Raw genomic sequence first — 23,545 nt, 5'->3', positions numbered from 1 at the left:
CGGGTGAGTCGCCGCCCCCGCGGCTCGGAACGCCCTGACCGACGCGTAGCGTCCGACCTGAGACGACCGGTCGACCGATGCCCGGTCCCTGGTGCGTTGGCGCAGAGAGTCGAGGCGGTCGATGGCGACCTTCGTCCTGGGTGTGACCCTCCTGGTCCTGGGTCTTGGACTCGTCGTGTGGGGGCGGAGGGCCCTGCGCGGTGCGGGCGCCGCGCCGGCCGGTCCGCCCCAGCCGCCGGCCATGCCTCCGCTGCCGTCCGAGCTGGGGCCGGGCGGCACGGACGCGTCGGGCGCCAACCGGTGGGAGCGCGCTGCCAAGGCCGAGAAGCGACGGCGTCCGATCGTCGCTCCGGGCGGGCCCTCACGCTGGCCGGTCGTCGGCGGCTGGGTGCTCACCGGTCTCGGGGCGCTGTGCCTGTTCCTGTCCACGCTCTACACCCAGGACGTGGGTGAGGCGATCGTCGTGCGCACCCCTGGCGGCACGGTCGCGGGGGTGGACAGCACCCCGGGGTTCTCGATGAAGGCGCCGTGGAACGACATCGTGAAGTACGACGTGCGCAACCAGGTCATCACCATGGCGCAGGAGAGCGGCGCCACCGACGGCCCGGCCATCAACGCCCAGACCACCGACAACGCGACCGCGGCGATCGACATCACCATCCGCTACTCGATCGTCCCGGCCAAGGTCGGCGACATCTACCAGGCCTACCGCACCCAGGAGGGCCTGGTCAGCCGGGCGCTGGACGTCGACGTCCGCTCGATCGTGCGGGACGTCCCGGTCAACTACACCGCCGGCGAGCTGCGGCAGCGACGAGCCCAGGTGTCGTCCGACATCGCCAAGGAGCTGTCCCGACGCTGGGAGCGGCTCGGCGTGACGGTGGACTCCGTGGACCTGCGCGACATCCGATTCCCCCAGGAGATCGAGCAGTCGCTGGCTGCCGTGCAGACCGCGCGCTCGCGCGTCGAGTCGGCGCGAGCCGAGCTGGAGTCCGCCAAGATCAACGCCGAGAAGGTCAAGACCGAGGCCCAGGCCCAGTCCGACTCGGACCAGATCATCCGCTGCGGAGCGATGTCCACCACGGTCAAGGAGATGATCGCCGGCAAGGAGGTCAACTCGGTCAAGGTCGTGCCCGTGCCACCGGCCCAGTGCCAGAACCGGCTCAACGAGCAGGTCCTGACCAGCAAGTACATCGACATGCTCAAGGAAGCGGCGGCCAAGGGAAACACGGTCTACGTCGTGCCGCCCACCCAGTCCTCGCTCATCCAGCTCCCGGCACCGGCCCCCTCTCCCGCCGCCTCGGCGCCGCGCTGAGCGCCTGGGACAGCAGTTCCCGGACGGCCGCGCGGTCCGGCTTGCCCGGCCCCCGCAGCGGTATGCCGTCCGCGGCGGCGACCACGCGGGGCAGGGCGTGGGCCGCGAGGTGGGGGCGCAGCGCCGCCCGCACCCGCTCGGCGTCCCAGCCGGTCGCGACCTCGGCCGCCGCCGGATCGCCGACTTCGTACCGTCCGGCGTGACCGCAACCCCCACCCCCACCGTCACCGTCGCTCCCGCCTCCGTTGCCGCCGTTGCGCGCGCCGTCCTCGACGACCAGCGCTCCGACGACCTGGCCCCACTCGAGGTCGGGGACGCCGACGACGACGCACTCGCGGACGCCGGTGACGTGGGCCAGGATCGCGTCCTCCACGACGCGGGGGGCGACCTTGAGCCCGCCGGTGACGATCACGTCGTCGGCCCGACCCAGCACCGTGAGGGTGCCGTCCTCGGCCAGCTCGCCGAGGTCGTCCGTGCGGAACCACCGCGTGCCGTCCTCGACCGTGAAGTGGGTGGCGGTGAGGGCCGTCTCGCCGAGGTAGCCGTCGGCCACCATCTCGCCCCCCAACGAGATCCGTCCCTCGTCGAGCCGGACGCGGGCGCAGGAGAGCGGCCGTCCGTCATACACGCACCCGCCCGCGGTCTCGCTCATGCCGTAGGTCCGCACCACGCGCAGCCCGGCCGCCACCGCCTGCGCGTGCACGGTGGCGGGCAGGGCGGCCCCACCGACGAGGATCCCGTCGTACGTCGCCGCGGCCTCGGCGCCCAGAGGTGAGGCGAGCAGCCGGACCAGCTGGGTCGGCACGAGCGAGGTGTAGTGGCGGACGCCACCGGTGAGACGCTCGGTCGCCGCGGCGAACCCCTCTGGGGTGAAAGGACCGTCGTCGGTCGCGACGGGGGAGTGCCCGGCCAGCAGCGAGCGGGCGAGGACCTGCAGGCCGGCGATGTGCGTGGGTGGCAGGGCCAGCAGCCACTGCCCATGGCCGCCGAGGTGCTCGGCCGTGGCCTCGCCGGATGCTCGCACGGCCGCGGCCGACAGGACGGCCAGCTTGGGTGTCCCGGTGGAGCCGGAGGTGCCGACGACGATGGCGGTGCCCTCCGGCGGCGAGGGCACGTGGTCCGATCGGCCCGGTGGCGCCCCGCTCGGGCACACCGCCGCACCACGCCCGGTGAGGGCCAGCTCGAGGGGCGCCAGGTCGCCGACCGCCGAGGCGGGGGACTGCGTGCCGGGCCAGTGGACCATCGTCATGCCACCGACCCTAGCCGCGCCCACCGACAGACCTCCTGCACAGGTCTGGCGCCATTCCTGCACATGTGTAGGATATGTGCATGTCCCTCCTCGAACGCCGCCTGCAGATCCTGCTCGACCAGGATCGCTACGACCGGGTCGCTCGCGCCGCCGAGGACTCCGGCCAGAGTGTCGGGGCGGTGATCCGGCACGCCATCGACGTCACCTACCCCGAGGACGTCGGCGCGGCCCAGCACGCGGCCCGGTGCTTCCTAGACCGTACGTCCGAGCCCCGCGACGAGCCGCCTCTCGACCTCCGGGAGCTCCGGCGCAACCTGGATGACGAGCTCATGGCCACGCTGCCCTCGTGAACGAGGTCTTCGTCGACAGCGCGGTGCCACTCCTGGCCGCGGGCGGCGCCCATCGCTTACGGGCGGCATCACGGGAGGTGATGGCTGCGGTGGCGGCCGGGAGCGTCCGCATGCACGCCAGCGTCGAGATGCTGCAGGAGTTCACCCACCACCGCATGCGGATGGGTGCGGTGCCCGAGGCGTTGCTGGACGCTCGAGACCTGGCGGACATGACCGTTGTCCATGCCTTTGACCTGGAGGTCTGGCAGGAGGCGACCCGCCTGATGCAGGTCAGTGCGATCCGCGGGCGAGACGCTGTGCACGCAGCGACCGCGCTGCTGGCCGGTTTCGACGAGATCATCTCCCCAGACACCGACTTCGTCGACGTGCCGGGTCTGCGACGCATCCACCCGGCCGACTGGCCGGCCTCCTGACCCCAGCCTCCGCCTGTCCGGTGCCCGTTGACCCGTCGACCTGTGGACCCACCGAGATCGGCGGCCGGGCTCAGGGACGGACAGGGAGGCCCAACGCCCTCGTCACCCCGCGCAGGGTGCTGAGGGTCACGACGATCGACAGGGCGGCGCACGCCGTCATCGCGGTGCCCACGGGCATCACCTCCGTCAGACCCCCCGCGAGCAGCGCACAGCCCCTGCGTCGTCATCCGCCCCGCCCCTGTGGCCGTAGGCGGCCCTGAGTGAGCTGGGAGCTCAGTTCGGGTCGTCTGAGGGCCGGTTCTGGGCGTGCAGGCGACCTGTTGTGAGCTGGGAGCTCAGTTCGGGTCGTCTGGGGCGACGCGCGTGATGGACATCTCCTCGCGGTCGTTGGTGGGGCGTGGACGGCATACGAGCCGGGCGTGCAGGCCCGGCCATGGACCGGGCAGGATGGGAGGCATGACTGACGCGATCACCACCCGTCCCCTGGCCGTCGTCACCGGAGCCTCCAGCGGCATCGGCGAGGCCACCGCCCGTCGCCTGGCCCAGGAGGGCTTCGAGGTGATCTGCGCGGCGCGGCGCACGGAGCGGATCGAGCAGCTGGCCAAGGAGATCGACGGACGGGCCGTCACCTGCGACGTCACCAGCGAGGAGGACGTGGCGCGCCTGGCGCAGGAGGTCGGCGACCGGCTCGACGTCCTCGTCAACAACGCCGGTGGCGCCCTGGGCACCGAGCGCATCGCCGACGCGGTGGTCGACAAGTGGCGGCAGATGTACGACTCCAACGTCATCGGCGCCCTCAACGTCACCAAGGCCCTGCTGCCCGCCCTCAGGCAGGTCAAGGGCGGCATGGTCGTCATCGTCTCCTCGATCGCCGGCCTCGGGGTCTACGAGGGCGGCGCGGGCTACTGCGCGGCCAAGCACGCCGAGACCGTCATCGCCGAGACGCTGCGCCTCGAGGCGGTCGAGGACGGCATCCGGGTCTGCGAGATCGACCCGGGTCTGGTGCACACCGAGGAGTTCTCGCTCGTGCGCCTCGGCGGCGACCGGGCGGCGGCCGACAAGGTCTACGAGGGGGTCGCGGAGCCTCTCGTGGCCGAGGACGTCGCGGACGCGATTGCGTATGTCGCGACCCGGCCCGCTCACGTCAACATCGACCGTCTGGTGATCAAGCCGCAGGCCCAGGCCGCGCCGCACAAGCTCGTCCGTCAGCGCTGACCCCGGTGGGACGCCGGCTGACGGACGCCTGACGGCGACGGCCGCGCGGGTGGGCGGCCCTCGCCAGGCGCCGGGCGGTCCGGCATACTCCCGCCCATGACCCGTGACACCGCAGTCCCAGGCGCTGCCGCCGACGCCGCCAACCCGCCCCGGTGGAAGATCATCGGCCCCGGCCTGATCGTCGCTGCCACCGGTGTGGGCGCCGCCGACCTGGTGGCCACGCTGATCGCCGGCAGCAAGTTCGGCTACGGCCTGCTGTGGTGCGTGCTCGTCGGCTGCATCATGAAGATCGTGCTGGTCGAGGGCGCGGGACGCTACTCCCTCGCCACGGGCCGCACGATGTTCGAGGGCTGGCGCTCGCTCGGTCCCTGGACGACCTGGTACTTCGGTCCGTACATCGTCATCTGGGGCTTCGTCTACGGCTCGGCGGCCATGGCCGGCACGGGCCTGCCGCTCAACGCGCTCTTCCCCGTCCTGGACACCAAGTGGTGGGGGATCATCTCCGGGCTGGTCGGCCTGATGCTCGTGTGGTTCCACCAGTACGGCCTGTTCGAGAAGGTCATGGCGGCGTTCGTCGGCCTGATGTTCGTGGCCATGGTCGGCGCCGCGATCATCACCCTGCCCAACCTCCTCGACATCCTGGCGGGCCTCAAGCCGTGGATCCCGGACGGTGGCCTGGTCAACGTCCTGTCGCTCGCGGGCGGCGTCGGCGGCACCATCACCCTCGCGGCCTACGGCTACTGGCTGCGCGAGAAGGGTTGGGACACGCCGCGCTTCATGCGGGTCATGCGCATCGACAACACCGTCGCGTATGTCGTGACCGGCATCTTCGTCCTCGCCACGCTCGTCGTGGGCGCCGAGCTGATGTACTCCATGAAGATCGCCAGCGACGACAAGGGGCTGCTCTCGGTGGCCGACGTCCTCGACAAGCGCTACGGGCCGTTCGCGGGCAAGGTCTTCCTGCTCGGCTTCTTCGGCGCGGCCATGTCCTCGCTGGTCGGCGTGTGGAACGGCGTCTCGTTGATGTTCGCGGACTTCGTCGGCAACCTCAAGGGACTGCCGTCGGGCCACGCCGACACGCGCACCGGCGGCCGCTACTACCGGTGGTACATCCTGTGGCTGACCTTCCCCCCGATGATCATGATGTTCTGGGGCAAGCCGGTGGTGCTGATCCTGGCGTATGGCGTCCTCGGCGCGTTCTTCATGCCCTTCCTGGCGGTCACGCTGCTGTGGATCCTCAACACCGACCGCGTGCCGCGCGAGTGGCGCAACAAGGCCTGGTCCAACGTCCTGATGGTGCTGTGCGCGCTGGCCTTCGCGGCGCTCGCGGTGAGCGAGATCGTCAAGGCGATCCAGAAGCTCTAGCTAGGCGGGCTGCTCGGCGAGGCGCTTGATGTTGAGCAGCATCTCCCGGCTCATCACGAAGCTCACGGGCTCGATGACATAGGGGCCGCCGGCCAGGCGCTGCGCGAGGCTGTCGCCGTGGGCGTAGGTGTTGCGCTCGATCAGCCGGGTCCGCCCCTGGCTGAGCGGCTGCAGGTGGTAGGACCAGACGGTGGTGGCGAGCGGCCCGCCCTCCGGCACACCCACGAGGACGAGCGAGGCGCCCGGCCGCACCTCGGCCACGACGAGCGGTGGGAGCTGCGGGTGCAGCCTGACCTCGTCGCCGACGCGAAGGTCCTGCAGGTCGGGACGGATCTCCTCGACGTTGCTGTCGAGGGAGCCGGCAGCCTGCTCCAGCAGCTGGTGGCTGTAGAAGCCCCCGCGTCCTCGCCCGATCTGGGCGAGCCACGGCCAGACCCGGTCGGGGGTCGTCCAGATCGTGATGGCCCGCGTGGATCGCCAGTCGTGGTCCTCGATCAGCTCGTCGCCGCTGAGCGTCGCGGACACCTCGTCCGGGGTGGCCCCCCAGGTGCGTCGCTCATGGCTGTGCAGCGGACCCGTCGCGAGGTGGGCGGCCATGCGCGCCGCGCCGGCCAGGTTGTCCTTGAGTCGATCACCCAGTGCCATGGCACCAGCCTAGGTCGGGCCGGGTCAGTACGGCAGGTAAGGTCCACCGCCGCGCAGGCTCTTGACCCCGGGGACCCCGGCAAGACCGCCGTATGTCGCCTGGGCGTAGCGGGCCCCCGCCATGATCTGGGCGACCGGGTCGTTGCGCTCCTTGCGCGTGGGCAGCGCGAACGCGTCGAAGGTCGGGCCGATCGTCTGCATCAGGCCGAACGACGGCATGCCGGCGGCGGCGTTGCGGTCGTAGGTGTTGACGACGCCGACGTCCCCGCCGGACTCGTTGTAGATGATGATCGCGAGGTTCTCCGCGTCCTGCGCACCCTGGGGGTAGCCGTTGGCGTAGAGCAGCCCGAGGGCCTCGCCGATCTGACGGCTGACCTGTGGCGACACGGTGTGCCCGTTGCCGATGACCGGGGTGCCGGGGCGGACCGTGCGCACGACCCGGCCGTCCGCCAGGACGACGAACGAGCCGTCGGCGACGGCGCGCCTCGTGTCCGCGTCGGTGAGGGTGGTCGCCTGGGTCCGGGCGGCGGTGAGGGCGTCGAGCGCGCGCTGCTGGGCCTCGACGGCGTCCGCGAGCGCGGCGTCGGCGGTCGTGCGTCGGTCGTCGGCCAGGCTCGTGGCGGTCTCGGCGCGCACGGCCGGCACCGCGATGGCGGCGGCAGCGGCGGACGGGGTGAGCGGCGCGGTGGCTGCCTCGGTGGCGGGACGCCCGCCGGCGGCGGAGGCCACGGACCGGGTCTGGGCCTCGACGGTCTGCTCCCAGGCGCGGTGAGCCGCGGTGGCCTCGGCGTGCGTCTGCTGCAGCGTGGCGCGGGTGCGGGCCTCGGCGGTGCGCGCGGACGCGAGACCGGCCTTGGCGGTGCGGGTGGTGGCGCTGTCGATGGGCCGGGCCGCGAGGAGTGCACCGGGCACCGCGACGGGCCGCAGCAGCCGGGAGACCGTGGCTGCGGGCAGGGCCGAGCGTGCGGTGGAGCGGGACGCCGTGTCCTTGTCGCGCGCGGCGAGCGCCGCCTGCACGACCGGGCGGGAGGACGGCGCGGGCGCCGCCTCGACCGCCGAGGCGGCGGGGGCCTGGCCGGAGATGTCGGTCGTCACCACGGCGGTGGTGGCAGCCACGGCGAGGGTGACGGCGACGAGGCCGGGGGTGGACGGACGGCGCGCGGAGGCGCGATGGCGAGGGTGATGACGCATGGGGGCCGATCAGGGAGGGGGCGGCGGTCAGGTGCTGCGATGCTGCGGGCACAGCGGCGCCGGGGCCGTGAGGCCGGGGACGGGGCCGCCAGGGCGCCAGCACGCATGAGATGGGCCGACGCGGGGCGCGTGCTGACTCGTTCGGGGCGAGGCACGCTCTCACTACCATAACGCTCCGGACTCGGTGGTCCGAATCGACCGAGCACAGCTGTGTGACCTGGGCAACGCCCATCCGGGTGAACTAGTTGCGATCTGCAGCCGTCAGTGGCGCTGCGCGACCTGCTCGTCCTGCCCCACATCGTCTGCGCCGTTGCGCGACTCGTCGTCGGCGTCACCGGTGGCCCGGTCCCGGGTGGCTCGCAGGCTCGTGACCGTGACGATCGCGAGCACCGCCACGATGAACACCAGCGACCAGGCGGTGGGCACGGTGGGGACGCGCGGCCAGATGCCGTGGGCCCAGTGCAGGATCAGCTTGACGGCGATGAAGCCCAGGATGATCGCGAGCCCGTGGCCGAGGTGCACGAGGCGGGACAGCGCGCCCTCGAGCACGAAGTACAGCGCGCGCAGGCCCAGCAGGGCGAAGGCGTTGGTGGCGAAGACGAGGTAGGGGTCGCCGGTGATGCCGTAGACCGCGGGCACCGAGTCGATGGCGAAGATGATGTCGGTGCCGAGCACGGCGAGGGTGACGACGGCGAGCGGGGTGAGGGCGCGGCGCCCGGCGTCCCGCACCGTCATCCGGGTGCCGCGATAGTCGCCGGTGACCGGCCACACGCGGTTGATGAGCCGGACGACCGGCATCTCGGCGACGGGGGTGTGCTCGGCGTCGCTCATCGCGTCACGCGCCACCTTGACCGCCGTCACGAGCAGGATGATCCCGAAGAGCAGGAAGGCCCAGTCGAAGCTCGCGATCAGCTGGGCGCCGAGGGCGATGAAGATGCCGCGCAGGACCAGGGCCCCGGCGACGCCGATGAGCAGCACGCGCTGCTGCAGCTCCTTGGGGACCGCGAAGCCCGCCAGCAGGAGCATGAAGATGAACAGGTTGTCGACCGAGAGCGACTTCTCGACGAGGTAGCCCGTGTAGTACTCCATCCCGATCTGCGACCCGTGCTGGGTCCAGACCCAGGCGCCGAAGAGCAGGGGGAGCGCGATGTAGAACGCCGACCAGCCGATCGCCTCGCGCATGGAGACGGCGTGCGGCTTGCGGGTCAGCAGGAAGTCGAGCGCGAACAACGCCAGCACGGCGCCCAGGGTCACGGCCCACAGCATCGGGGTGCCGATGCTGTCGAGGGCACCGCCCGTGGCGGCGGCCGGGCTCGCGGCGGGCGCGGCGGCATACGGCAGGGACAGGGTCAGCATGAGATGGGGTTCCTCAGATCGTCGTATGGCGGTCTGAGGTCTCCTTCACCCGCGCCAGGCGCCGGGCCCCCGTCCGAGGCGGCCGTCTGACGTGGCCGCCGGAATGACCGGATCGGGACTGGGAAGTACTCCCCTCGGCGAGCAACCCTAGTCGCCGGCCCTGGGCGTTCCCTGGATGTCCGGAGGCTCGGGAGGGCTCGGGAGGGGCTCGCGAGCAGCTCGCGACGGCGGTGTGATCTCGTCCACATCCTCTGGTGAGGATGGCCTAACTGAGGTTAGCCTTGCCGACATGATCGTCTGCCACTGCCGCATCGTGCGCGACACCGAGATCCTCGATGTCGCCGCGGCAGGGGTGCCCACCCTCGGAGCCATCTGCCGGTCTACCGGCGCCGGCACCGTGTGCGGCGGGTGCGTCCCGGCGGTGCGATCGCTGCTCCAGAGGTTCCGGGAGGACACGTTCGAGCCCGTCGGCGCTAGGCTGACGCTCGAGCACGCACTGACGCCGCAGTTCGCGCGTCTCGCGTCCGTCCAATCGGCCCTGGAGGATTCACATGCAGCCGCGTAGCCCACGGATCATCGAGCTCCTCAACGAGGCGCTGACCTTCGAGCTCACCGTCGTCAACACCTACTTCCTGCACGCGCGCATGCTCGACAACTGGGGCCTGCCCAAGCTCGGCAAGGTGTTCTACGACCTGTCGATCGGCGAGATGAAGGACGCGGACGAGCTCATCGAGCGGATCCTGATGTTCGACGGTCACCCCAACGTGCAGCGCCTCAACCCGATCAGCATCGGCGAGTCCGCCGAGGAGATGCTGCGGCTCGGCCTGGCCAGCGAGGTGGCCGCCGTCGCGCAGTTCAACGGCGCGGCCGAGGAGTGCCACGCGCTCGGCGACCACGCCACGGCCTCGATCTTCGAGGAGATGGCGCGCGACGAGGAGACCCACGCCGACTGGTTCGAGGGCCAGCTGGACGCGGTCGCCCGCACCGGCGTCGAGAACTACCTCGCGATGCAGCTCGCTCCGGGCGAGGCACCCTGACGCTCGCCGTTCGCAGCGGTCAGAAGTACCACGGGAAGGGCGACCAGTCCGGGTCGCGCTTCTCCAGGAACGAGTCCCGCCCCTCGACGGCCTCGTCGGTCATGTAGGCCAGGCGTGTCGCCTCACCGGCGAACACCTGCTGACCGACGAGGCCGTCGTCGGTCAGGTTGAAGGCGAACTTCAGCATCCGCTGTGCCTGCGGGCTCTTGCCCATGATCTCGGTCGCCACCTGCAGCGCCTCGCGCTCGAGGTCGGCGTGGTCGGCCACGATGTTGACCGCGCCCATCCGGTGCATGTCCTCGGCGGTGTAGGGCCGGCCGAGGAAGAAGATCTCGCGGGCGAACTTCTGCCCGACCTGCTTGGCCAGGTAGGCCGAGCCGTAGCCGGCGTCGAACGAGCCCACGTCGGCGTCGGTCTGCTTGAACCTGGCGTTCTCGCGCGAGGCGATCGTGAGGTCGCAGACGACGTGCAGGCTGTGACCGCCGCCGGCCGCCCAGCCGTTGACCACGGCGACGACGACCTTGGGCATGGTGCGGATCAGGCGCTGCACCTCGAGGATGTGCAGCCGCCCGCCGGCGGCCTTGACCCGCGCCTCGTCCACCGCGGCGGCGGTCTCGTCGGTGCTGCCCTCGACGGCGTACTGGTAGCCGCTGCGGCCACGGATGCGCTGGTCACCGCCGGTGCAGAAAGCCCAGCCGGCGGTCGTGGCCGACTGGCCGGTGCGGGGCGTGGGGCCGTTTCCGGTCAGCAGCACGACACCCACGTCCGGCGTCATCCGCGCATGGTCGAGCGCGCGGTAGAGCTCGTCGACGGTGTGCGGCCGGAAGGCGTTGAGGATCTCGGGGCGGTCGAACGCGATGCGGACCACGCCGTTGGCGCTGCGGGACGGGCCGCCCACGCGGCGGTGGTAGGTGATGTCGGTGAAGCCGAAGCCCTCCACCTCCGCCCACTCGGCGGGGTCGAAGGTCTCGCTGACGAAGTCCAGGGCGCTCACGGACCCGAGGATAGCCGCGCGGTCCGATGGCGGCGGCCCGCGGGCGGCATACGGTGGAGGTATGCCGATCCCCGAGTTCATCGTCGAGCTGCGCCGCCACGTCGGTCACGCACCCCTGTGGCTGACCGGAGTGACCGCCGTGGTGCTGCGTGGGGAGGGCGACGAGCAGGAGGTCCTGCTGGTGCGGCGCGCCGACACCGACGAGTGGAGCCCCGTGACGGGCATCGTCGAGCCCGGCCAGGAGGTGCACGAGGCGGCCGTCCGCGAGGTGCAGGAGGAGGCGTCCGTCGTCGCCGCGGTCGAGCGGCTCGTGTGGGTGTCGACCACGGAGCCGGTGCGGCACGCCAACGGTGACCAGGCGCAGTACGTCGACCACACCTTCCGGCTGCGGTGGGTGTCGGGGGAGCCGGCGGTCGGCGACGACGAGAACCTCGAGGCGCGCTGGTGGCCGGTGCGCGGCGTGCGGGAGGGCGTGCCGCCGATGCGGGCCCACTTCGGGGACCGGGTGCGGGTGGCGCTGGACGACCCGTCCGACGTCCTCCTCGGACCTACCTCAGGTCGTCACGTCCGCCGGGGTTAGCACGCCGGGCGGACGTGACGACCTGAGGTAGGCACATCGACCGGGGTTGGACGGGGGTCAGGACGGTGGCGTGGGCTGCCCGGACTGCCACAGCGCCCACGCGCTGACCGCCAGCAGGACGCCGCAGATCGCCGCGACGACGAGGTAGGTGAGGCGACGGCGCGCGTGCTCCGGCTCGCCGGCACGGGCCGCACGGGCGCGTGCGAACCTCCCCGCGTAGTGCTGGAACCACAGGTCGTTCGGGCGGGCGGCGCCATACCCGGCCACCAGGGTGAGGATCGCCAGGACGATCACGAAGGCCATGAGGCGGTCGGCTCCTCTCGGACGGCTCGGGGCGCAGGCGGGGGATGATGGGTCGTATGCCGACCCGCGTGCTGCCAGCCCTCGACGAGCTGCTCGGACAGATGTCTGTCGTCACGATCCCCCTCCACGCACGGTTCCGCCGGGTGACACACCGTGAGGCCGTGCTGCTCGACGGTCCGGCGGGGTGGGGGGAGTTCGCGCCGTTCCTGGAGTACGAGCCCCGCGAGGCCGCGCGCTGGCTCGCCGCAGCGGTCGAGGCGGCGTGGGTGGGCTGGCCGGACCCCGTGCGCGAGGTCGTGCCGGTCAACGCCACCGTCCCGGCGGTGGCTGCCGGTGAGGTGGCGGGGGTCGTCGCGCGCTTCGACGGCTGCCGGACCGCCAAGGTCAAGGTGGCCGAGCGCGGCCAGTCGCTCGACGACGACCTCGCCCGGGTCGCCGAGGTGCGGCGGGTGATGGGGCCGGACGCGCGGGTGCGGGTCGACGCCAACGGCGGCTGGTCCGTCGACGACGCGCTGTGGGCCCTGGATGCCTTGTCACGCCACGGGCTGGAGTACGCCGAGCAGCCCTGCGCCACCGTCGAGGAGCTCGCCGCCCTGCGGATCGCCCTGGCCCGCAACGGGATCGACGTGCCGGTCGCGGCCGACGAGTCCATCCGCAAGGCCGAGGACCCGCTGCTCGTCGCCCGGCTCGAGGCTGCCGACATGGTCGTCGTCAAGGTCGCCCCGCTCGGAGGGGTGCGTGCGGCCCTGGGCGTCGTCGAGGCGTGCGGGCTGCCCGCCGTCGTGTCGTCCGCCCTCGACACCTCGGTCGGCATCCGCGCCGGCGTCGCCCTGGCCGCCGCGCTGCCCTCGCTCGAGCACGCCTGCGGGCTGGGCACGGTCGCGCTGCTGGACGGCGACGTCGCCGCTGCGCCCCTCGTGCCGAGGGGCGGGGCGCTCGGCATACGGCCGGTGGAGGTGTCGCGCAACCGGCTGGAGGCGCTCGCGGCGCCGCCGGACCGGGTGCGGTGGTGGCGGGAGCGGGTCGCCGCGTGCCATGCGGAGCTGGCCTCGTCGTCTGGCAGCATCGGGGCATGAACCCCTCCCAGGCCCTCGCCGAGGTCCTCGTCGACGAGCTGGTCCGCCACGGCGTGACCGACGTCGTCCTCTGCCCCGGATCCCGTTCTGCGCCACTGGCCTACGCCGTGCACGACGCGGACCGGGCCAGTCGCGTGCGGCTGCACGTGCGGGTCGACGAGCGGTCCGCCGGGTTCCTCGCGCTGGGTCTGGCCAAGGTGTCCCGGCGGGTCGTCCCGGTCATCACGACCTCCGGCACCGCCGTCGCCAACCTGCACCCCGCCGTCCTCGAGGCGCACCACGCGGGCGTGCCGCTGCTCGTCCTGTCCTGCGACCGCCCGGCGGAGCTGCTGCGGACGGGCGCCAACCAGACCACGGTGCAGCCGGGCCTGTTCGGCGAGGCGCTGCGGTGGCGGCACGAGATCCCCGCCCCGGAGCGGCGGGCCGGTCAGACGGCCGTATGGCGCTCCGCCGTCTCGCGGGCCTGCGCCGCGGCGGCTGGGGCCCTCACGGGCTGGGCCGGCCCGGTGCACCTGGACGTCGGGCTGCGAGACCCGTTGACGCCGGACGACTCTCACGACTGGCCGGAGTCCTTGGAGGGACGGCCGGGCGGCGATCCGTGGACGGCGGTCGCGTCCCGTGCGTCACGGACGGCGCCGGGGATCCCCCACGGTGCGGGGGTGGACGACGTGCCCCGGACCGTCGTGCTGCTCGGCGACCTCCCGGAGCCTGCGATGGCCGACGAGGCGGTCCGGCTCGCGGCGGCGGCGGGGTGGCCTGTGGTGGCCGAGCCCTTCGGCCTCATGGACCGGACGTCGGTGCTGCCGCACGGGCCGCTCCTGCTGACCTGCCGGCCGTGGCTCGAGTCCCATCTGCCGGCGCGGGTTCTCGTGGTGGGGCGCCTCACGCTGACCCGCGACGTGGCGGCTCTGATGCGCCTCGTCGATCGGGTCGAGTGCGTGACGCCGGTCCCCGACTGGCCGGATCCCTCCGCCCGCGTCGGTCGCGTCCACGCGTGGGAGGCGTTGTCCGCCACCGAGATCCGCCCGCGCTCTGCGGAGGACGCGGAGTGGAGCGCGCGCTGGCGCGAGGCCGGCCGGCGGCTCGCCGCGACGCCGCTGTGGGCGGCCGACGAGCCGTCCGGGCTGGCGGTGGCGTCCGCCGTCCTCGAGACGCTGGCCGAGCTGCCCGGCGCGGCAACGCTGTTCGTCGGCTCGTCCCAGTCCGCGCGTGACCTCGACTGGGCGTCAGCGGGATTCGCGACGCCCGTGACGGTCGTCGCCTCCCGAGGACTGGCCGGCATCGACGGGTGCGTCTCCACCGCAACGGGTCTCGCGCTGGCCGGCGACGGTCCGACGGTGGCGCTGATGGGTGACCTGACCTTCCTGCACGACGCCAACGGTCTGCTGATCGGCCCCCACGAGCCGGTGCCCGAGCTGACGATCGTCGTCGTCAACGACGACGGCGGCGCGATCTTCTCCACGCTCGAGCACGGGGACCCGTCTCGTGCAGCGCAGTTCGAGCGCGTCTTCGGCACACCGACGGGCACCGACCTGGCCGCCCTCTGCGCCGCGCACGGGGTCGCGCACGAGCGGGTGACCACGATCCCGGCGCTGCGGGATGCGTTGCGGCGCAAGGCTTCCGGCATACGGGTCGTCGAGGTCCCGTTGTCCCGCACGGGTGTCCGGGGCGCCCGGGCCACGGTGCGGGCGAACGTCGCCGCCGCGCTGGCCTGATCGCCCCCGCCCCGACAACGTGAGTGTTTCGTCCACCATTCTTGGACGAAACACTCACGATCTGGCGGGGCAGCGGTGCGGGGCGGCGGTGCTGGTGGGGTGGTGGGGGGGAGCCGTCAGGTCTCGCGGATCGCGGCCACCAGGGCGTCCCCGTCGACGCCGTGCCAGCTCCCGGGGAGCTCACGGTGCTGCGCCCCGGGGACGGCCTGCTCCACCTCGCGCGCCCAGCCGCGCAGGCGGTCGTCGCTGCCGCTGCTCGCGAGGACCAGCGTGGGACAGGTGATCGCCGCCAGGTCGGCCGCGCGGGTCCGGCCGGTCAGGGTGAGGTCGTAGGGGAGGGTGTGGGCGGCCGGCTCGCCCGGCCCCGTCGGGATCTGGGCGACGACCTCCTCCGGGATGCCGATGCGGCGGTTGAAGGTGCGGACCGCGTCACCGCGACGTCCCTCGCGCACGAGCGCGCGGATCTCGTCGCGCACGTCCGGGCCGTCATCCGCCAGCACCGGCTCGAGGGCGACCACGCCGGTGACGCCGGCGACGTCACGCGCGGCCAGCAGGGCGAGGGTCGCACCGGAGGAGAAGCCGTAGAGGCGGGCGCTGCCCCCGTGCTCGGCGACCAGCGCGGCGAGGTCCTCCACCTCGCGGTCGGGCTCGTAGGCCTCGGCGTCGCCGCTCTCGCCCTTGCCGCGCCGGTCGTAGGTCACGACGGTCGCCTGCTCGGCGAGGGCGGGCGCGAGGTCGGCGAAGGCGGTGAGTCCCCGGTGCATCATGACCGGCTCGACGAGGACCAGGACCGGGCCGGAGCCCCGGAGGGTCCAGGCGATGGTCGTGCCGTCGGCCGAGGTGGTGGTGCCGTGCTGCGGGTCGTGCGACATGGGTTCTCCTGCGGGGAGGGACGGACCGGGGTGCGTGGGTGCGACGGGCGCCGAGGGGTCACGCCTGGGGGAGGAGCGTGACGAGCCGGCTCGGGGCTGTGCAGCGGTAGGAGTCCTCCAGGATCTCGGCGACCTCGTCCCAGTCGGTCGTCCCGGTCAGGTCGAGACCCGTCCAGCCCGAGGCCCCGAGGTAGCCCGGCACGTACGCCCCAGGGCTCTGCCGCAAGGCATCTCGATCCTCCGGCGCGGCCTGCACCACCACGGACTGCGGGTGCTGCACCCACTCGCCGTCCACCTTGAGCGAGCCGCCGTAGTAGGCGAAAACCTTGACCGTGAAGAACGCCGGTCGTCCGTGCGAGACCTTCTCGTCGATGTCGGGCAGCGCGCGGGCCAGGGCCCGGACGCGCGCGAGCAGGGGATCGTCCTCGTCGTACATCGCGTCGTGCATGGGTGCACCTCCGGCCCCCAGCATGCCGGAGGACCGCCCTAGGGGGAATGCCTCACGGGGAACGCCCCCAGAGACGCGGTCGGGCCGGGCGCCCCCAGAGATGCGGTGGGCCGGGCGCCCCTAGGAGGAGAGGGCGTCGCGCATGGGGACGAGCTTGGCGTCCGACTCGGCCAGCTCGGCCGCGGGGTCCGAGCCGGCGACGATCCCGCAGCCGGCGAAGAGGCGGATCTCGCGCGGGTCGTCGGCCGAGATGGCCCCGGACCGCAGCGCGATGCCCCACTCGCCGTCGCCGTCGGCCGAGAGCCAGCCCACGGGTCCGGCATACCGCCCGCGGTCCATGTGCTCCAGCTCGGAGATCAGGGTGTCCGCGACGTCGCGGGGCGTGCCGCAGACCGCCGCCGACGGGTGCAGCGCCTCGGCGAGCGCCAGCGAGGTGGAGCGGGACGACAGCACGCCGGCCACGTCGGTGGCGAGGTGCATGACGTTGGGCAGGTGCAGCACGAACGGCGACTCGGGCACGTTGATCGAGTCGCAGTGCGGGGCCAGGCGATCCGCCACGGAGCGGACGGCATACTCGTGCTCGACGAGGTCCTTGGAGGACCGGGCGAGGTGCGCGGCGAGGGACAGGTCGCGCTCGTCGTCGCCGGTCCGGCGGATGGTCCCGGCGAGGACGCGGGAGGTGATCAGGCCGCGCTCGAGCCGGACGAGCATCTCGGGGGTGGCCCCGACCAGCCCGTCGACCGAGAAGGCCCACGTGTTGGGGTAGCTCGTGCTCAGGCGCTGCAGCAGCGTGCGCGTGTCGAGGGGCGTCCGGGCGCGGGCCGTGAGGTCGCGCGCGAGGACGCACTTGTCCAGCTCTCCGGCCGTGATGCGCGAGACGGCGGTCGCCACCGCGCCCATCCACTGGGTCGGCGTGAGGGAGCCGTCGCCGAAGGACACGCCCGCGGAGGCCGCCGGGACGGTGCTGGGCTCGAGGACGACCGACGGGGTGGCCTCGCCGGCGGGCGTGCACGTCGTCAGCCACGCCTGGTCGCCGCGGCGGCCCACGACCACCGACGGGACTATCAGCGTGCCGCCGGCGGGCGAGGACGAGGAGTAGGCCATCGAGCCGAACGCCACGAGTCCCGAGCCGGGCAGCCGGACCTCGTCGTCGACGGACGACTCGGCCACGAGCGCGGTCCACCAGCGGGACGCCTCGGCGAAGCGCTCGGCCCCCGAGGTGTCGACGCGGCCGGCCGCGCCCCAGCCGACGATGCCGTCACCACGGCGCAGCCACGAGAACACCTGGGTCGCAGGCAGGTCCGCCGGGACCAGTGCCAGGAGGTCGCCCGGGTCGGCGATGCGGCGCGTCACCACCCGCAGGGCGGGCACGGGAGCGGAGCCGTCCGTGCCGGTGGCGGACGACGTGGTCGAGATCGTCACCGCCGCAGGTCCCCCGGGGAGCCAGAGCCGGAGCCGGGGCCGGACTCTGCGCCCCGCACCTCGACCTCGTCGAAGCGCGTGACGGTGATGCGCATGTCGCACGCGAGCCAGTCACCCGGCCGCACCGCGTCGCCGGACGGGACGCTGACCATCGACACCTGCATGTGCGGGACGTCGGCGTAGGTCAGCCGGCGACCGTCGAGCCGGAACGGTGACGGCGCCCCACCCAGCTGGGTCGCGACGACCCGGGCGGCCTTCCGCGCCGCCAGGCGCGGCGTCATACGGGGACGAGCCGTCTCGATGCCGACGCCGTGCGCGGTGCCGCCGCCCACGACGGCCAGCCAGCCGTCCTTGCGAGCGGTCCGCTGGGAGTAGCCGATCGAGCGGCCCTTGGCGACCGGGTGCACGTCGATGACCTGGCCGTATGCCGTGAGCGCGGCGGGGTCGCCGAGCCACAGGTCGGTGCCCGTGCGGACCAGCACGACGGTGTCGCCGGCGGTGCCGGAGAGCCGCCCGACCTCGTCCGCGGTCAGGTGGGAGGCATAGAGCCGCGGGACCGCCACGCCCAGCTCGCCGAGGCGGTCCAGGAGGGACGAGACGAACTCGACGCGGTCGCCGAAGGGCGGGTTGTGCAGGGCCACGCCCTCGCAGCGCTCGTCGCGCAGCGCGTCGACGAGCGAGGGCAGCCGCGGCCACTCGATGCCGTGGCGACCCATCGGCGAGTCCACCTCCACGACGAACCGCCGCCCGGTGCCGAGGATCTCGCGCAGCGTGGTCTCGGAGGCCACGGTGTGGACGAGCCGCGGGTCGTCGGGGAGCGCCTCGCCCGGCAGGGTGGGAAAGAGGACGAGCACGTCGCCGTCGGTGGCGTCCAACGCCTGCTGCGCCTCGGCCGGGGTGCCGACCGCGACGACGGGGGCCTGGACGCGACGGCACTGGGCCAGCACGCGCTCGGCGCCGATGCCGTAGCCGTCGCCCTTGACCACGGGCACCACCCAGGGGTGCTCCGCGAGATAGGTGTCGACGTGCGTCTCCCAGCGGGGCCGGTCGATGACGAGCGTGAAGGTCATCCGCGCCGCCCGAGGTAGAGCTGGAAGGCCTTGTGCAGCAGCCGGTTGATCGGCAGGTCCCACTCGCCGACGCGCTCGTGGACGTCGCAGCCCACGGAGATCTTGAACCGGACGAGCCCGGCGTGCGGGTCGTCGTTGCCGATCTCGTCGGTGATGCCGCGCATGTCGTAGACGGAGCACCCCTCGGCGAGGGCGCGCTGGATCCCGAACCACTGGGTGCCGTTCATCGCCCGCGCCTCGCGGCGCGCGGTGGTCGAGGCGCCGTAGAGGTACCAGCAGCGGTCGGCGACCGTGATGTTGATCGTGGCCGCCAGCAGCCCGCCGTCGAGCTCGCCCAGCGCCAGCTCGAAGCGGGCCGGCGACCCCGGGGCGCCCATCAGCTCGGCCATGCGGTGGAAGTAGGACTCCGGGCGGGGCGTGAAGCCGTCGCGCTCGGCGGTCTCGACGTAGACGCGGTGGAACGCGGCCACGTCCTCGCGCAGCGTCTCGGGGGTGGCCAGGCGCACCTGGACGCCGGCCTTGGTGGCGGCCTTGATGTTGCGGCGCCACTGCTGGTTCATGCCCTTGAGCAGGGACTCCTCCGTCTGACCCGCGAGGGGGAGGCCGGCCGTGAGGCGCGGCTGCCCGGCGGCGAAGCCCGGCCCGTCGTCGGCCCGCGACCAGCCGTGCGCCTGCAGCCAGGAGACGATGGCGGAGCCGGACGCGTCCACGGAGTCGGCGGGGACGGCATACAGGCTCGTCTGCTCCTCGTCGGCCAGGGCGGCCTTGACCGTCCCCGGGTCCCAGGTGCGAGCCGTCGAGGGGCAGCCGACGCGCAGCGTGAACGCTCCGGAGCGCCGGGCGTGCTCGACGAGCGGGCCGAACCAGCGCTGCGGGTCCTCGGCCACCTCGTCCCACGGCAGGACCGGCCCCTCGGGCAGGTAGGCCAGGGAACGGCGGACCTTGGGGAGGCGACGGTGCAGGACCAGGCCGACCCCCTGGACGTCGTCGTGCTCGTCGACCCAGGCGATCCGCTCGCCCTCCCACTCGGACTTCAGCGCGGCCCACGACGACAGCTGCAGGAAGCTGCCGGAGCGGGCCTCCACGCCGGCGTCGAGGCCGTCGGCCCCCAGCGACACGATGCGCAGGGGCGGGCGGGCGGTGGTCGAAGGCTCGGTCATGGTCCTCGTCCGGGTAGGCGATCGGTCGGGCGCAGGCGAGCCTGACGCCGGTTCAGGCTACACCGGGCCCGGGGCCCCGCCGTGTGAAGATGTCCGTCATGAGCCGAGCCACGCTGTCCAAGCAGCCGCACGAGGTCGCCTCGATGTTCGACGAGACGGCGGGTCGCTACGACCTGATGAACGACGTCATGACCTTCGGTCAGATGCGCCTGTGGCGGCGGGCCGTGACCTCGGCGGTGGCCGCCGGCCCGGGGGAGACGATCCTGGACATCGCCGCCGGCACCGGCATGAGCAGCCTGCCGTTCGTCGAGGCCGGGGCGCGCGTCGTGCCCGCGGACTTCTCGCTCGGCATGCTGCGGGTCGGCAAGGAGCGCCGGGCGGCGCTGCCGTTCACCGCCGCCGACGCGACCCGGCTCCCGTTCGCCGACGACAGCTTCCACGTCGTCACCATGTCCTACGGCCTGCGCAACGTCGTCGACACCGACGCCGCCCTCGCCGAGTTCCTGCGGGTCACCCGCCCGGGCGGCCGCCTGGTGGTCGGCGAGTCCAGCCAGCCCACCAACCGCGCCTTCCGCACCCTCTACACCACCTACCTCATGGGGGCGCTGCCCACCGTGGCCCGCACCCTGTCGAGCAACCCCGACTCCTACGTCTACCTCGCGGAGTCGATGCGGGCCTGGCCCGACCAGCGCACCCTGGCCACCCGCATCCAGCGGGCCGGCTGGTCCCAGGTGCAGTGGCGCAACCTGACCGGCGGGATCGCCGCGGTGCACCGGGCCGTCAAGCCCGTCTGACCCGACTCCTCGCCCAGCCCGCCGTCGCTGGGGCAGCATGGGTGGATGAGCGACGTCGCCGATGCCCTGCGTTCCTCCCTCGACGGCCCGTGGGCCGAGGTGCGCGAGCTCGCGCGCCGACAGATCGAGCCCGGACGGTTCGGACCACCCGAGACGGACCTGTCGACCGAGGACTACCGCGCCCGGGTCCTCGACCAGCTGCTCGACCTCGCCTCGCTGGGCTTCGCCGGGCTCGGGCTGTCGACCGACCAGGGCTCGGCCGACCAGGGAGCCTCGGTCACCGCCTTCGAGATGCTCGGGCACGGCGACCTGTCGCTCTTCGTCAAGGCAGGGGTCCAGTGGGGACTCTTCGGCGGGGCCGTGGCGGCGCTCGGCACCGAGCGGCACCACGAGCGCTACCTCGAGCCCATCGCCCAGGCGCGGCTGCTGGGCTGCTTCGCGATGACCGAGACCGGGCGCGGGTCCGACGTCCAGTCGCTGCGCACGACGATCACCCACGACCCGGCCACCGACGAGCTCGTCGTGCACACCCCCGACCCGAGCGCGCGCAAGGACTACATCGGCAACGCCGCCCGGGACGGACGGATGGCGGCCGTCTTCGGCCAGCTCGTCACCGCGGACGGCACGGGGCACGGGGTGCACTGCGTGCTCGTCCCGGTCCGGGACGACGCCGGCCGGTCCCTGCCCGGGGTGACCATCGGCGACTGCGGTGGCAAGGCCGGCCTGCCCGGCGTGGACAACGGCCGGTTCACCTTCGACCACGTGCGGGTGCCGCGCGACAACCTGCTGGACCGGTATGGCGCGATCGACGCGGAGGGCACCTACTCGTCGCCGATCGAGTCCGACGGCCGCCGCTTCTTCACCATGCTCAGCACCCTGGTGCGGGGCCGCATCACCGTGGGGGCCGCCGCCGGCTCCGCCACCCGCAACGCCCTCACCCTCGCGACGATCTACGGGCTGCACCGCCGCCAGTTCGCCGGCCTCGACGGGCAGGACGTCGTCCTCCTGGACTACCGGGTCCACCAGCGCAAGCTGCTCCCCGCCCTGGCCCGCAGCTATGCCCTGATGTACGCCCAGAACGACCTCACGAGGACGATGCACGAGGTGCTCCGGGCCGGTGACGACGCCGACGAGCGGGACCGGCGACGGCTGGAGACGCGCGCCGCGGCGCTCAAGGTGGCGTCGACGTCGCACGCCTCGACGACGATCCAGACCTGCCGCGAGGCGTGCGGTGGTGCGGGCTACCTCTCCTTCAACCGGCTGGGCAAGCTGCGCGCCGACACCGACGTGTTCACGACCTTCGAGGGCGACAACACCGTCCTGCTGCAGCTGGTCGGCAAGAGCCTGCTCACGTCCTACGCGTCCCAGTTCGAGGACCTCAACGCCGTCCAGACCGTCGCGACCGTCGCCCGCCAGGCCGGGGCGGCGCTGCTGGAGCGCACCATCAGCGGCTCGCTCGTGCAGCGGCTGCTGACCGGGGCGCCGGGCCGCGACGCCGACGACGCGCTGGGCGACCGCGGCGGCCAGCTCGCGCTCCTGACCGACCGCGAGGAGCACGTCCTGGAGACCCTGGCCGCCCGGCTGCGCCGGGCCGACCGGGACGACCCCCGTCAGGCCTGGCAGACCTTCGACGCGGCGGGGGAGCACGTCCTCGAGGCGGCCCGGGCCCACACCGACCGCATCCTGCTCGAGGCCTTCGCCGCGGCGATCGACGAGTGCCCGCCGGGGGAGGCGCACGACCTGCTCGACCTCGTGGCCGACCTGTTCGCCTGCTCGACCGTCGAGGCCCACCGGGCGTGGTACCTCGAGCACGGGCGCCTGTCGCCCGAGCAGGCCAAGCGGCTGACCGGGCGCGTGGACGACCTGCTGGCCCAGGTGCGTCCGCACGCGCAGACGCTCGTGGACGCGTTCGCCATCCCACGGGAGTGGCTCGCCAGCGACCTGCTCGACCCGCTCAGCAGCACCGAGGTCGAGGCCTCGGTGCAGGGTGCCGTCTCCGGCCAGGGCGGGATCACTACCGGGTGAGGACCACGACGGCGGGCACGACCACGCAGACCGCCAGCGCGGCCAGGGCGTGCACCACGGGGTGACGTCCCAGGGTCATCACGACCTCGTGCCGCACGACCCGCGCCCACGGCAGACCGACGGCGGGCGCGCCGGCCAGGAGCGCGGTGAGGCCGGCGCTGCGGGCCAGGTCGGCGACGCGAGGCACGTGGTAGCCGCTGGTCACCAGCACCCCCACCGCGGCCGGCCCGAGCAGGTCGGCGACCAGCGCGCGCGTGAAGGCGACGTTCTCCTCGGTGGTGCGCGAACGGTCCTCCAGCACGATCGCGGCGTCGGGCACCCCACGGGACCGGGCGTGCTCGGCCATGGCGGCGGCCTCTGACCGGGGCTGGCCCGGTGCCTGCCCGCCGGACAGGACCAGCCGGACCTGCGGGTCCTCGGCGTGCAGGGCCGCCCACCGCTCGATGCCCGTGTCCATCCGGCGCGTCAGCAGGTCCGGCATCCGGCCGGCCTCGAGCCCGGACCCCAGGACGGCGACGTAGCGGGGGCGTTCGCGCAGCCGCAGGCGGGGGAGCAGCACGCCGACGGCGACGTAGGCCAGGGCGACCAGGACGATCCAGGCGGAGGTGGCCGCGAGGACGGCCGCGAGCAGGAGCAGGAGGGTCGCGAGCACGGCGGCGAGTCTAGGTCCGGGGGGGGGGGGGGGGGGGGGGGGGGGGGGGGGGGGGGGGGGGGGGGGGGGGGGAGGGCGTCATACGGCCGGTCCGGGTCCGTCACCGGAGATCACCCGCGATCGCGCCGGCGCGGGTCACGATCGGGCGACGATCTTGTGAAGGCGTGCACAAGTGAGGCTTGCCTAACGCGACATCGGTGCGGAGCCCTCCTAGACTCCCGAGGTGGTGCGCCTCCTGCCGGCCGTCGAGCGCGGCGGAGCACAGGAGTTGCCGACGACGGACGAGCGATGCGGAGTGGCT

Annotated in this window: 24 protein-coding genes; 12 read left to right on the top strand and 12 right to left on the bottom strand. The window is 73.2% G+C overall.

What is annotated here, in order from left to right; genetic code table 11:
• Window positions 1-121 precede the first annotated feature (121 nt).
• Complete coding sequence (locus K313_RS0108830) at window positions 122-1,312, top strand: prohibitin family protein (RefSeq protein WP_029211311.1); 1,191 nt, start codon at window positions 122-124, stop codon at window positions 1,310-1,312.
• On the opposite strand, the gene K313_RS0108825 is transcribed toward K313_RS0108830, so the two are convergent.
• Entirely contained in the window at window positions 1,260-2,561 is a 1,302-nt protein-coding gene (locus K313_RS0108825) for an AMP-binding protein (RefSeq protein WP_029211310.1), read from the bottom strand. The genes K313_RS0108830 and K313_RS0108825 overlap by 53 nt on opposite strands.
• An 80-nt stretch (window positions 2,562-2,641) precedes the next feature.
• On the opposite strand from K313_RS0108825, the gene K313_RS22295 reads away from it, so the two are divergent.
• From K313_RS22295 to K313_RS0108800, 4 genes are all read left to right on the top strand, one after another.
• Window positions 2,642-2,911: a hypothetical protein gene (locus K313_RS22295; protein WP_019286446.1), complete on the top strand. Its 270-nt coding sequence runs from the start codon at window positions 2,642-2,644 to the stop codon at window positions 2,909-2,911.
• On the top strand, window positions 2,908-3,324 hold the full coding sequence (locus K313_RS0108815; protein ID WP_019286445.1) for a type II toxin-antitoxin system VapC family toxin: 417 nt from the start codon (window positions 2,908-2,910) through the stop codon (window positions 3,322-3,324). The genes K313_RS22295 and K313_RS0108815 overlap by 4 nt, the downstream gene beginning before the upstream one ends.
• Window positions 3,325-3,780: 456 nt before the next feature.
• Window positions 3,781-4,539 (top strand): SDR family oxidoreductase, encoded by a 759-nt coding sequence (locus tag K313_RS0108805; RefSeq protein WP_034252443.1) that lies wholly within the window; start codon window positions 3,781-3,783, stop codon window positions 4,537-4,539.
• A gap of 96 nt (window positions 4,540-4,635) precedes the next feature.
• A complete protein-coding gene (locus tag K313_RS0108800) occupies window positions 4,636-5,904 on the top strand; it encodes an Nramp family divalent metal transporter (protein ID WP_029211308.1) in 1,269 nt (422 codons plus the stop codon).
• Here the strand turns inward: K313_RS0108800 and K313_RS0108795 are convergent, their stop codons facing one another.
• The 3 genes from K313_RS0108795 to K313_RS0108785 form a co-directional block, all read right to left on the bottom strand.
• Window positions 5,905-6,549, bottom strand: a complete 645-nt coding sequence (locus K313_RS0108795; RefSeq protein ID WP_029211307.1) for an SRPBCC family protein — start codon at window positions 6,547-6,549, stop codon at window positions 5,905-5,907.
• 24 nt (window positions 6,550-6,573) lie between these two features.
• Window positions 6,574-7,665, bottom strand: coding sequence for a transglycosylase SLT domain-containing protein (locus K313_RS22290; protein WP_156911263.1), 1,092 nt, complete (start codon window positions 7,663-7,665; stop codon window positions 6,574-6,576).
• Window positions 7,666-8,001: 336 nt separating this feature from the next.
• Window positions 8,002-9,096: a TerC/Alx family metal homeostasis membrane protein gene (locus tag K313_RS0108785; RefSeq protein ID WP_019286438.1), complete on the bottom strand. Its 1,095-nt coding sequence runs from the start codon at window positions 9,094-9,096 to the stop codon at window positions 8,002-8,004.
• A 289-nt stretch (window positions 9,097-9,385) separates the two neighbouring features.
• On the opposite strand from K313_RS0108785, the gene K313_RS0108780 reads away from it, so the two are divergent.
• Both K313_RS0108780 and bfr read left to right on the top strand, forming a co-directional pair.
• The gene (locus K313_RS0108780) at window positions 9,386-9,661 is read left to right on the top strand and encodes a (2Fe-2S)-binding protein (RefSeq protein ID WP_029211305.1); all 276 of its coding nucleotides are present in this window, start codon (window positions 9,386-9,388) and stop codon (window positions 9,659-9,661) included.
• On the top strand, window positions 9,648-10,133 hold the full coding sequence (gene bfr / locus K313_RS0108775) for a bacterioferritin (RefSeq protein ID WP_019286436.1): 486 nt from the start codon (window positions 9,648-9,650) through the stop codon (window positions 10,131-10,133). Before K313_RS0108780 ends, bfr begins: the two co-directional genes overlap by 14 nt.
• A gap of 19 nt (window positions 10,134-10,152) precedes the next feature.
• Here the strand turns inward: bfr and K313_RS0108770 are convergent, their stop codons facing one another.
• On the bottom strand, window positions 10,153-11,127 hold the full coding sequence (locus tag K313_RS0108770) for a 1,4-dihydroxy-2-naphthoyl-CoA synthase (RefSeq protein WP_029211304.1): 975 nt from the start codon (window positions 11,125-11,127) through the stop codon (window positions 10,153-10,155).
• 61 nt (window positions 11,128-11,188) lie between these two features.
• On the opposite strand from K313_RS0108770, the gene K313_RS0108765 reads away from it, so the two are divergent.
• Window positions 11,189-11,707: an NUDIX hydrolase gene (locus K313_RS0108765; protein WP_029211303.1), complete on the top strand. Its 519-nt coding sequence runs from the start codon at window positions 11,189-11,191 to the stop codon at window positions 11,705-11,707.
• A 57-nt stretch (window positions 11,708-11,764) separates the two neighbouring features.
• On the opposite strand, the gene K313_RS0108760 is transcribed toward K313_RS0108765, so the two are convergent.
• Window positions 11,765-12,010: a hypothetical protein gene (locus K313_RS0108760; RefSeq protein WP_029211302.1), complete on the bottom strand. Its 246-nt coding sequence runs from the start codon at window positions 12,008-12,010 to the stop codon at window positions 11,765-11,767.
• Window positions 12,011-12,066: 56 nt separating this feature from the next.
• Here K313_RS0108760 and K313_RS0108755 point away from each other — a divergent pair, with 56 nt between their 5' ends.
• Window positions 12,067-13,086 carry an o-succinylbenzoate synthase gene (locus tag K313_RS0108755; protein WP_156911261.1) on the top strand — a complete coding sequence of 340 codons (1,020 nt, stop codon included), beginning with the start codon at window positions 12,067-12,069 and terminating at the stop codon, window positions 13,084-13,086.
• Entirely contained in the window at window positions 13,083-14,801 is a 1,719-nt protein-coding gene (gene menD, locus K313_RS0108750) for a 2-succinyl-5-enolpyruvyl-6-hydroxy-3-cyclohexene-1-carboxylic-acid synthase (protein WP_029211300.1), read from the top strand. The genes K313_RS0108755 and menD overlap by 4 nt, the downstream gene beginning before the upstream one ends.
• Window positions 14,802-14,917: 116 nt before the next feature.
• Here the strand turns inward: menD and K313_RS0108745 are convergent, their stop codons facing one another.
• The 5 genes from K313_RS0108745 to K313_RS0108725 all read right to left on the bottom strand — a co-directional run bounded on the left by K313_RS0108745 (window position 14,918) and on the right by K313_RS0108725 (window position 19,773).
• Window positions 14,918-15,673 carry an alpha/beta fold hydrolase gene (locus K313_RS0108745; RefSeq protein WP_029211299.1) on the bottom strand — a complete coding sequence of 252 codons (756 nt, stop codon included), beginning with the start codon at window positions 15,671-15,673 and terminating at the stop codon, window positions 14,918-14,920.
• A gap of 58 nt (window positions 15,674-15,731) precedes the next feature.
• A complete protein-coding gene (locus K313_RS0108740) occupies window positions 15,732-16,121 on the bottom strand; it encodes an MmcQ/YjbR family DNA-binding protein (RefSeq protein WP_240483963.1) in 390 nt (129 codons plus the stop codon).
• A 120-nt stretch (window positions 16,122-16,241) separates the two neighbouring features.
• A complete protein-coding gene (locus tag K313_RS0108735; RefSeq protein WP_029211297.1) occupies window positions 16,242-17,537 on the bottom strand; it encodes an isochorismate synthase in 1,296 nt (431 codons plus the stop codon).
• A gap of 2 nt (window positions 17,538-17,539) precedes the next feature.
• On the bottom strand, window positions 17,540-18,613 hold the full coding sequence (locus K313_RS0108730) for an alanine racemase (protein WP_029211296.1): 1,074 nt from the start codon (window positions 18,611-18,613) through the stop codon (window positions 17,540-17,542).
• Complete coding sequence (locus K313_RS0108725) at window positions 18,610-19,773, bottom strand: lipid II:glycine glycyltransferase FemX (RefSeq protein WP_051274068.1); 1,164 nt, start codon at window positions 19,771-19,773, stop codon at window positions 18,610-18,612. The genes K313_RS0108730 and K313_RS0108725 overlap by 4 nt, the downstream gene beginning before the upstream one ends.
• Window positions 19,774-19,871: 98 nt before the next feature.
• On the opposite strand from K313_RS0108725, the gene K313_RS0108720 reads away from it, so the two are divergent.
• On the top strand, window positions 19,872-20,567 hold the full coding sequence (locus K313_RS0108720) for a demethylmenaquinone methyltransferase (RefSeq protein WP_029211294.1): 696 nt from the start codon (window positions 19,872-19,874) through the stop codon (window positions 20,565-20,567).
• Between the two features lie 45 nt (window positions 20,568-20,612).
• Window positions 20,613-22,592: an acyl-CoA dehydrogenase family protein gene (locus K313_RS0108715; protein WP_029211293.1), complete on the top strand. Its 1,980-nt coding sequence runs from the start codon at window positions 20,613-20,615 to the stop codon at window positions 22,590-22,592.
• Here the strand turns inward: K313_RS0108715 and K313_RS20570 are convergent.
• A complete protein-coding gene (locus tag K313_RS20570; protein WP_029211292.1) occupies window positions 22,582-23,244 on the bottom strand; it encodes a YdcF family protein in 663 nt (220 codons plus the stop codon). The genes K313_RS0108715 and K313_RS20570 overlap by 11 nt on opposite strands.
• Window positions 23,245-23,545 lie beyond the last annotated feature (301 nt).

Source organism: Arsenicicoccus bolidensis DSM 15745, assembly GCF_000426385.1.
GTDB classification, from domain to species: Bacteria; Actinomycetota; Actinomycetes; order Actinomycetales; family Dermatophilaceae; genus Arsenicicoccus; species Arsenicicoccus bolidensis.
This window is presented reverse-complemented; position numbering and strand designations above follow the sequence as displayed.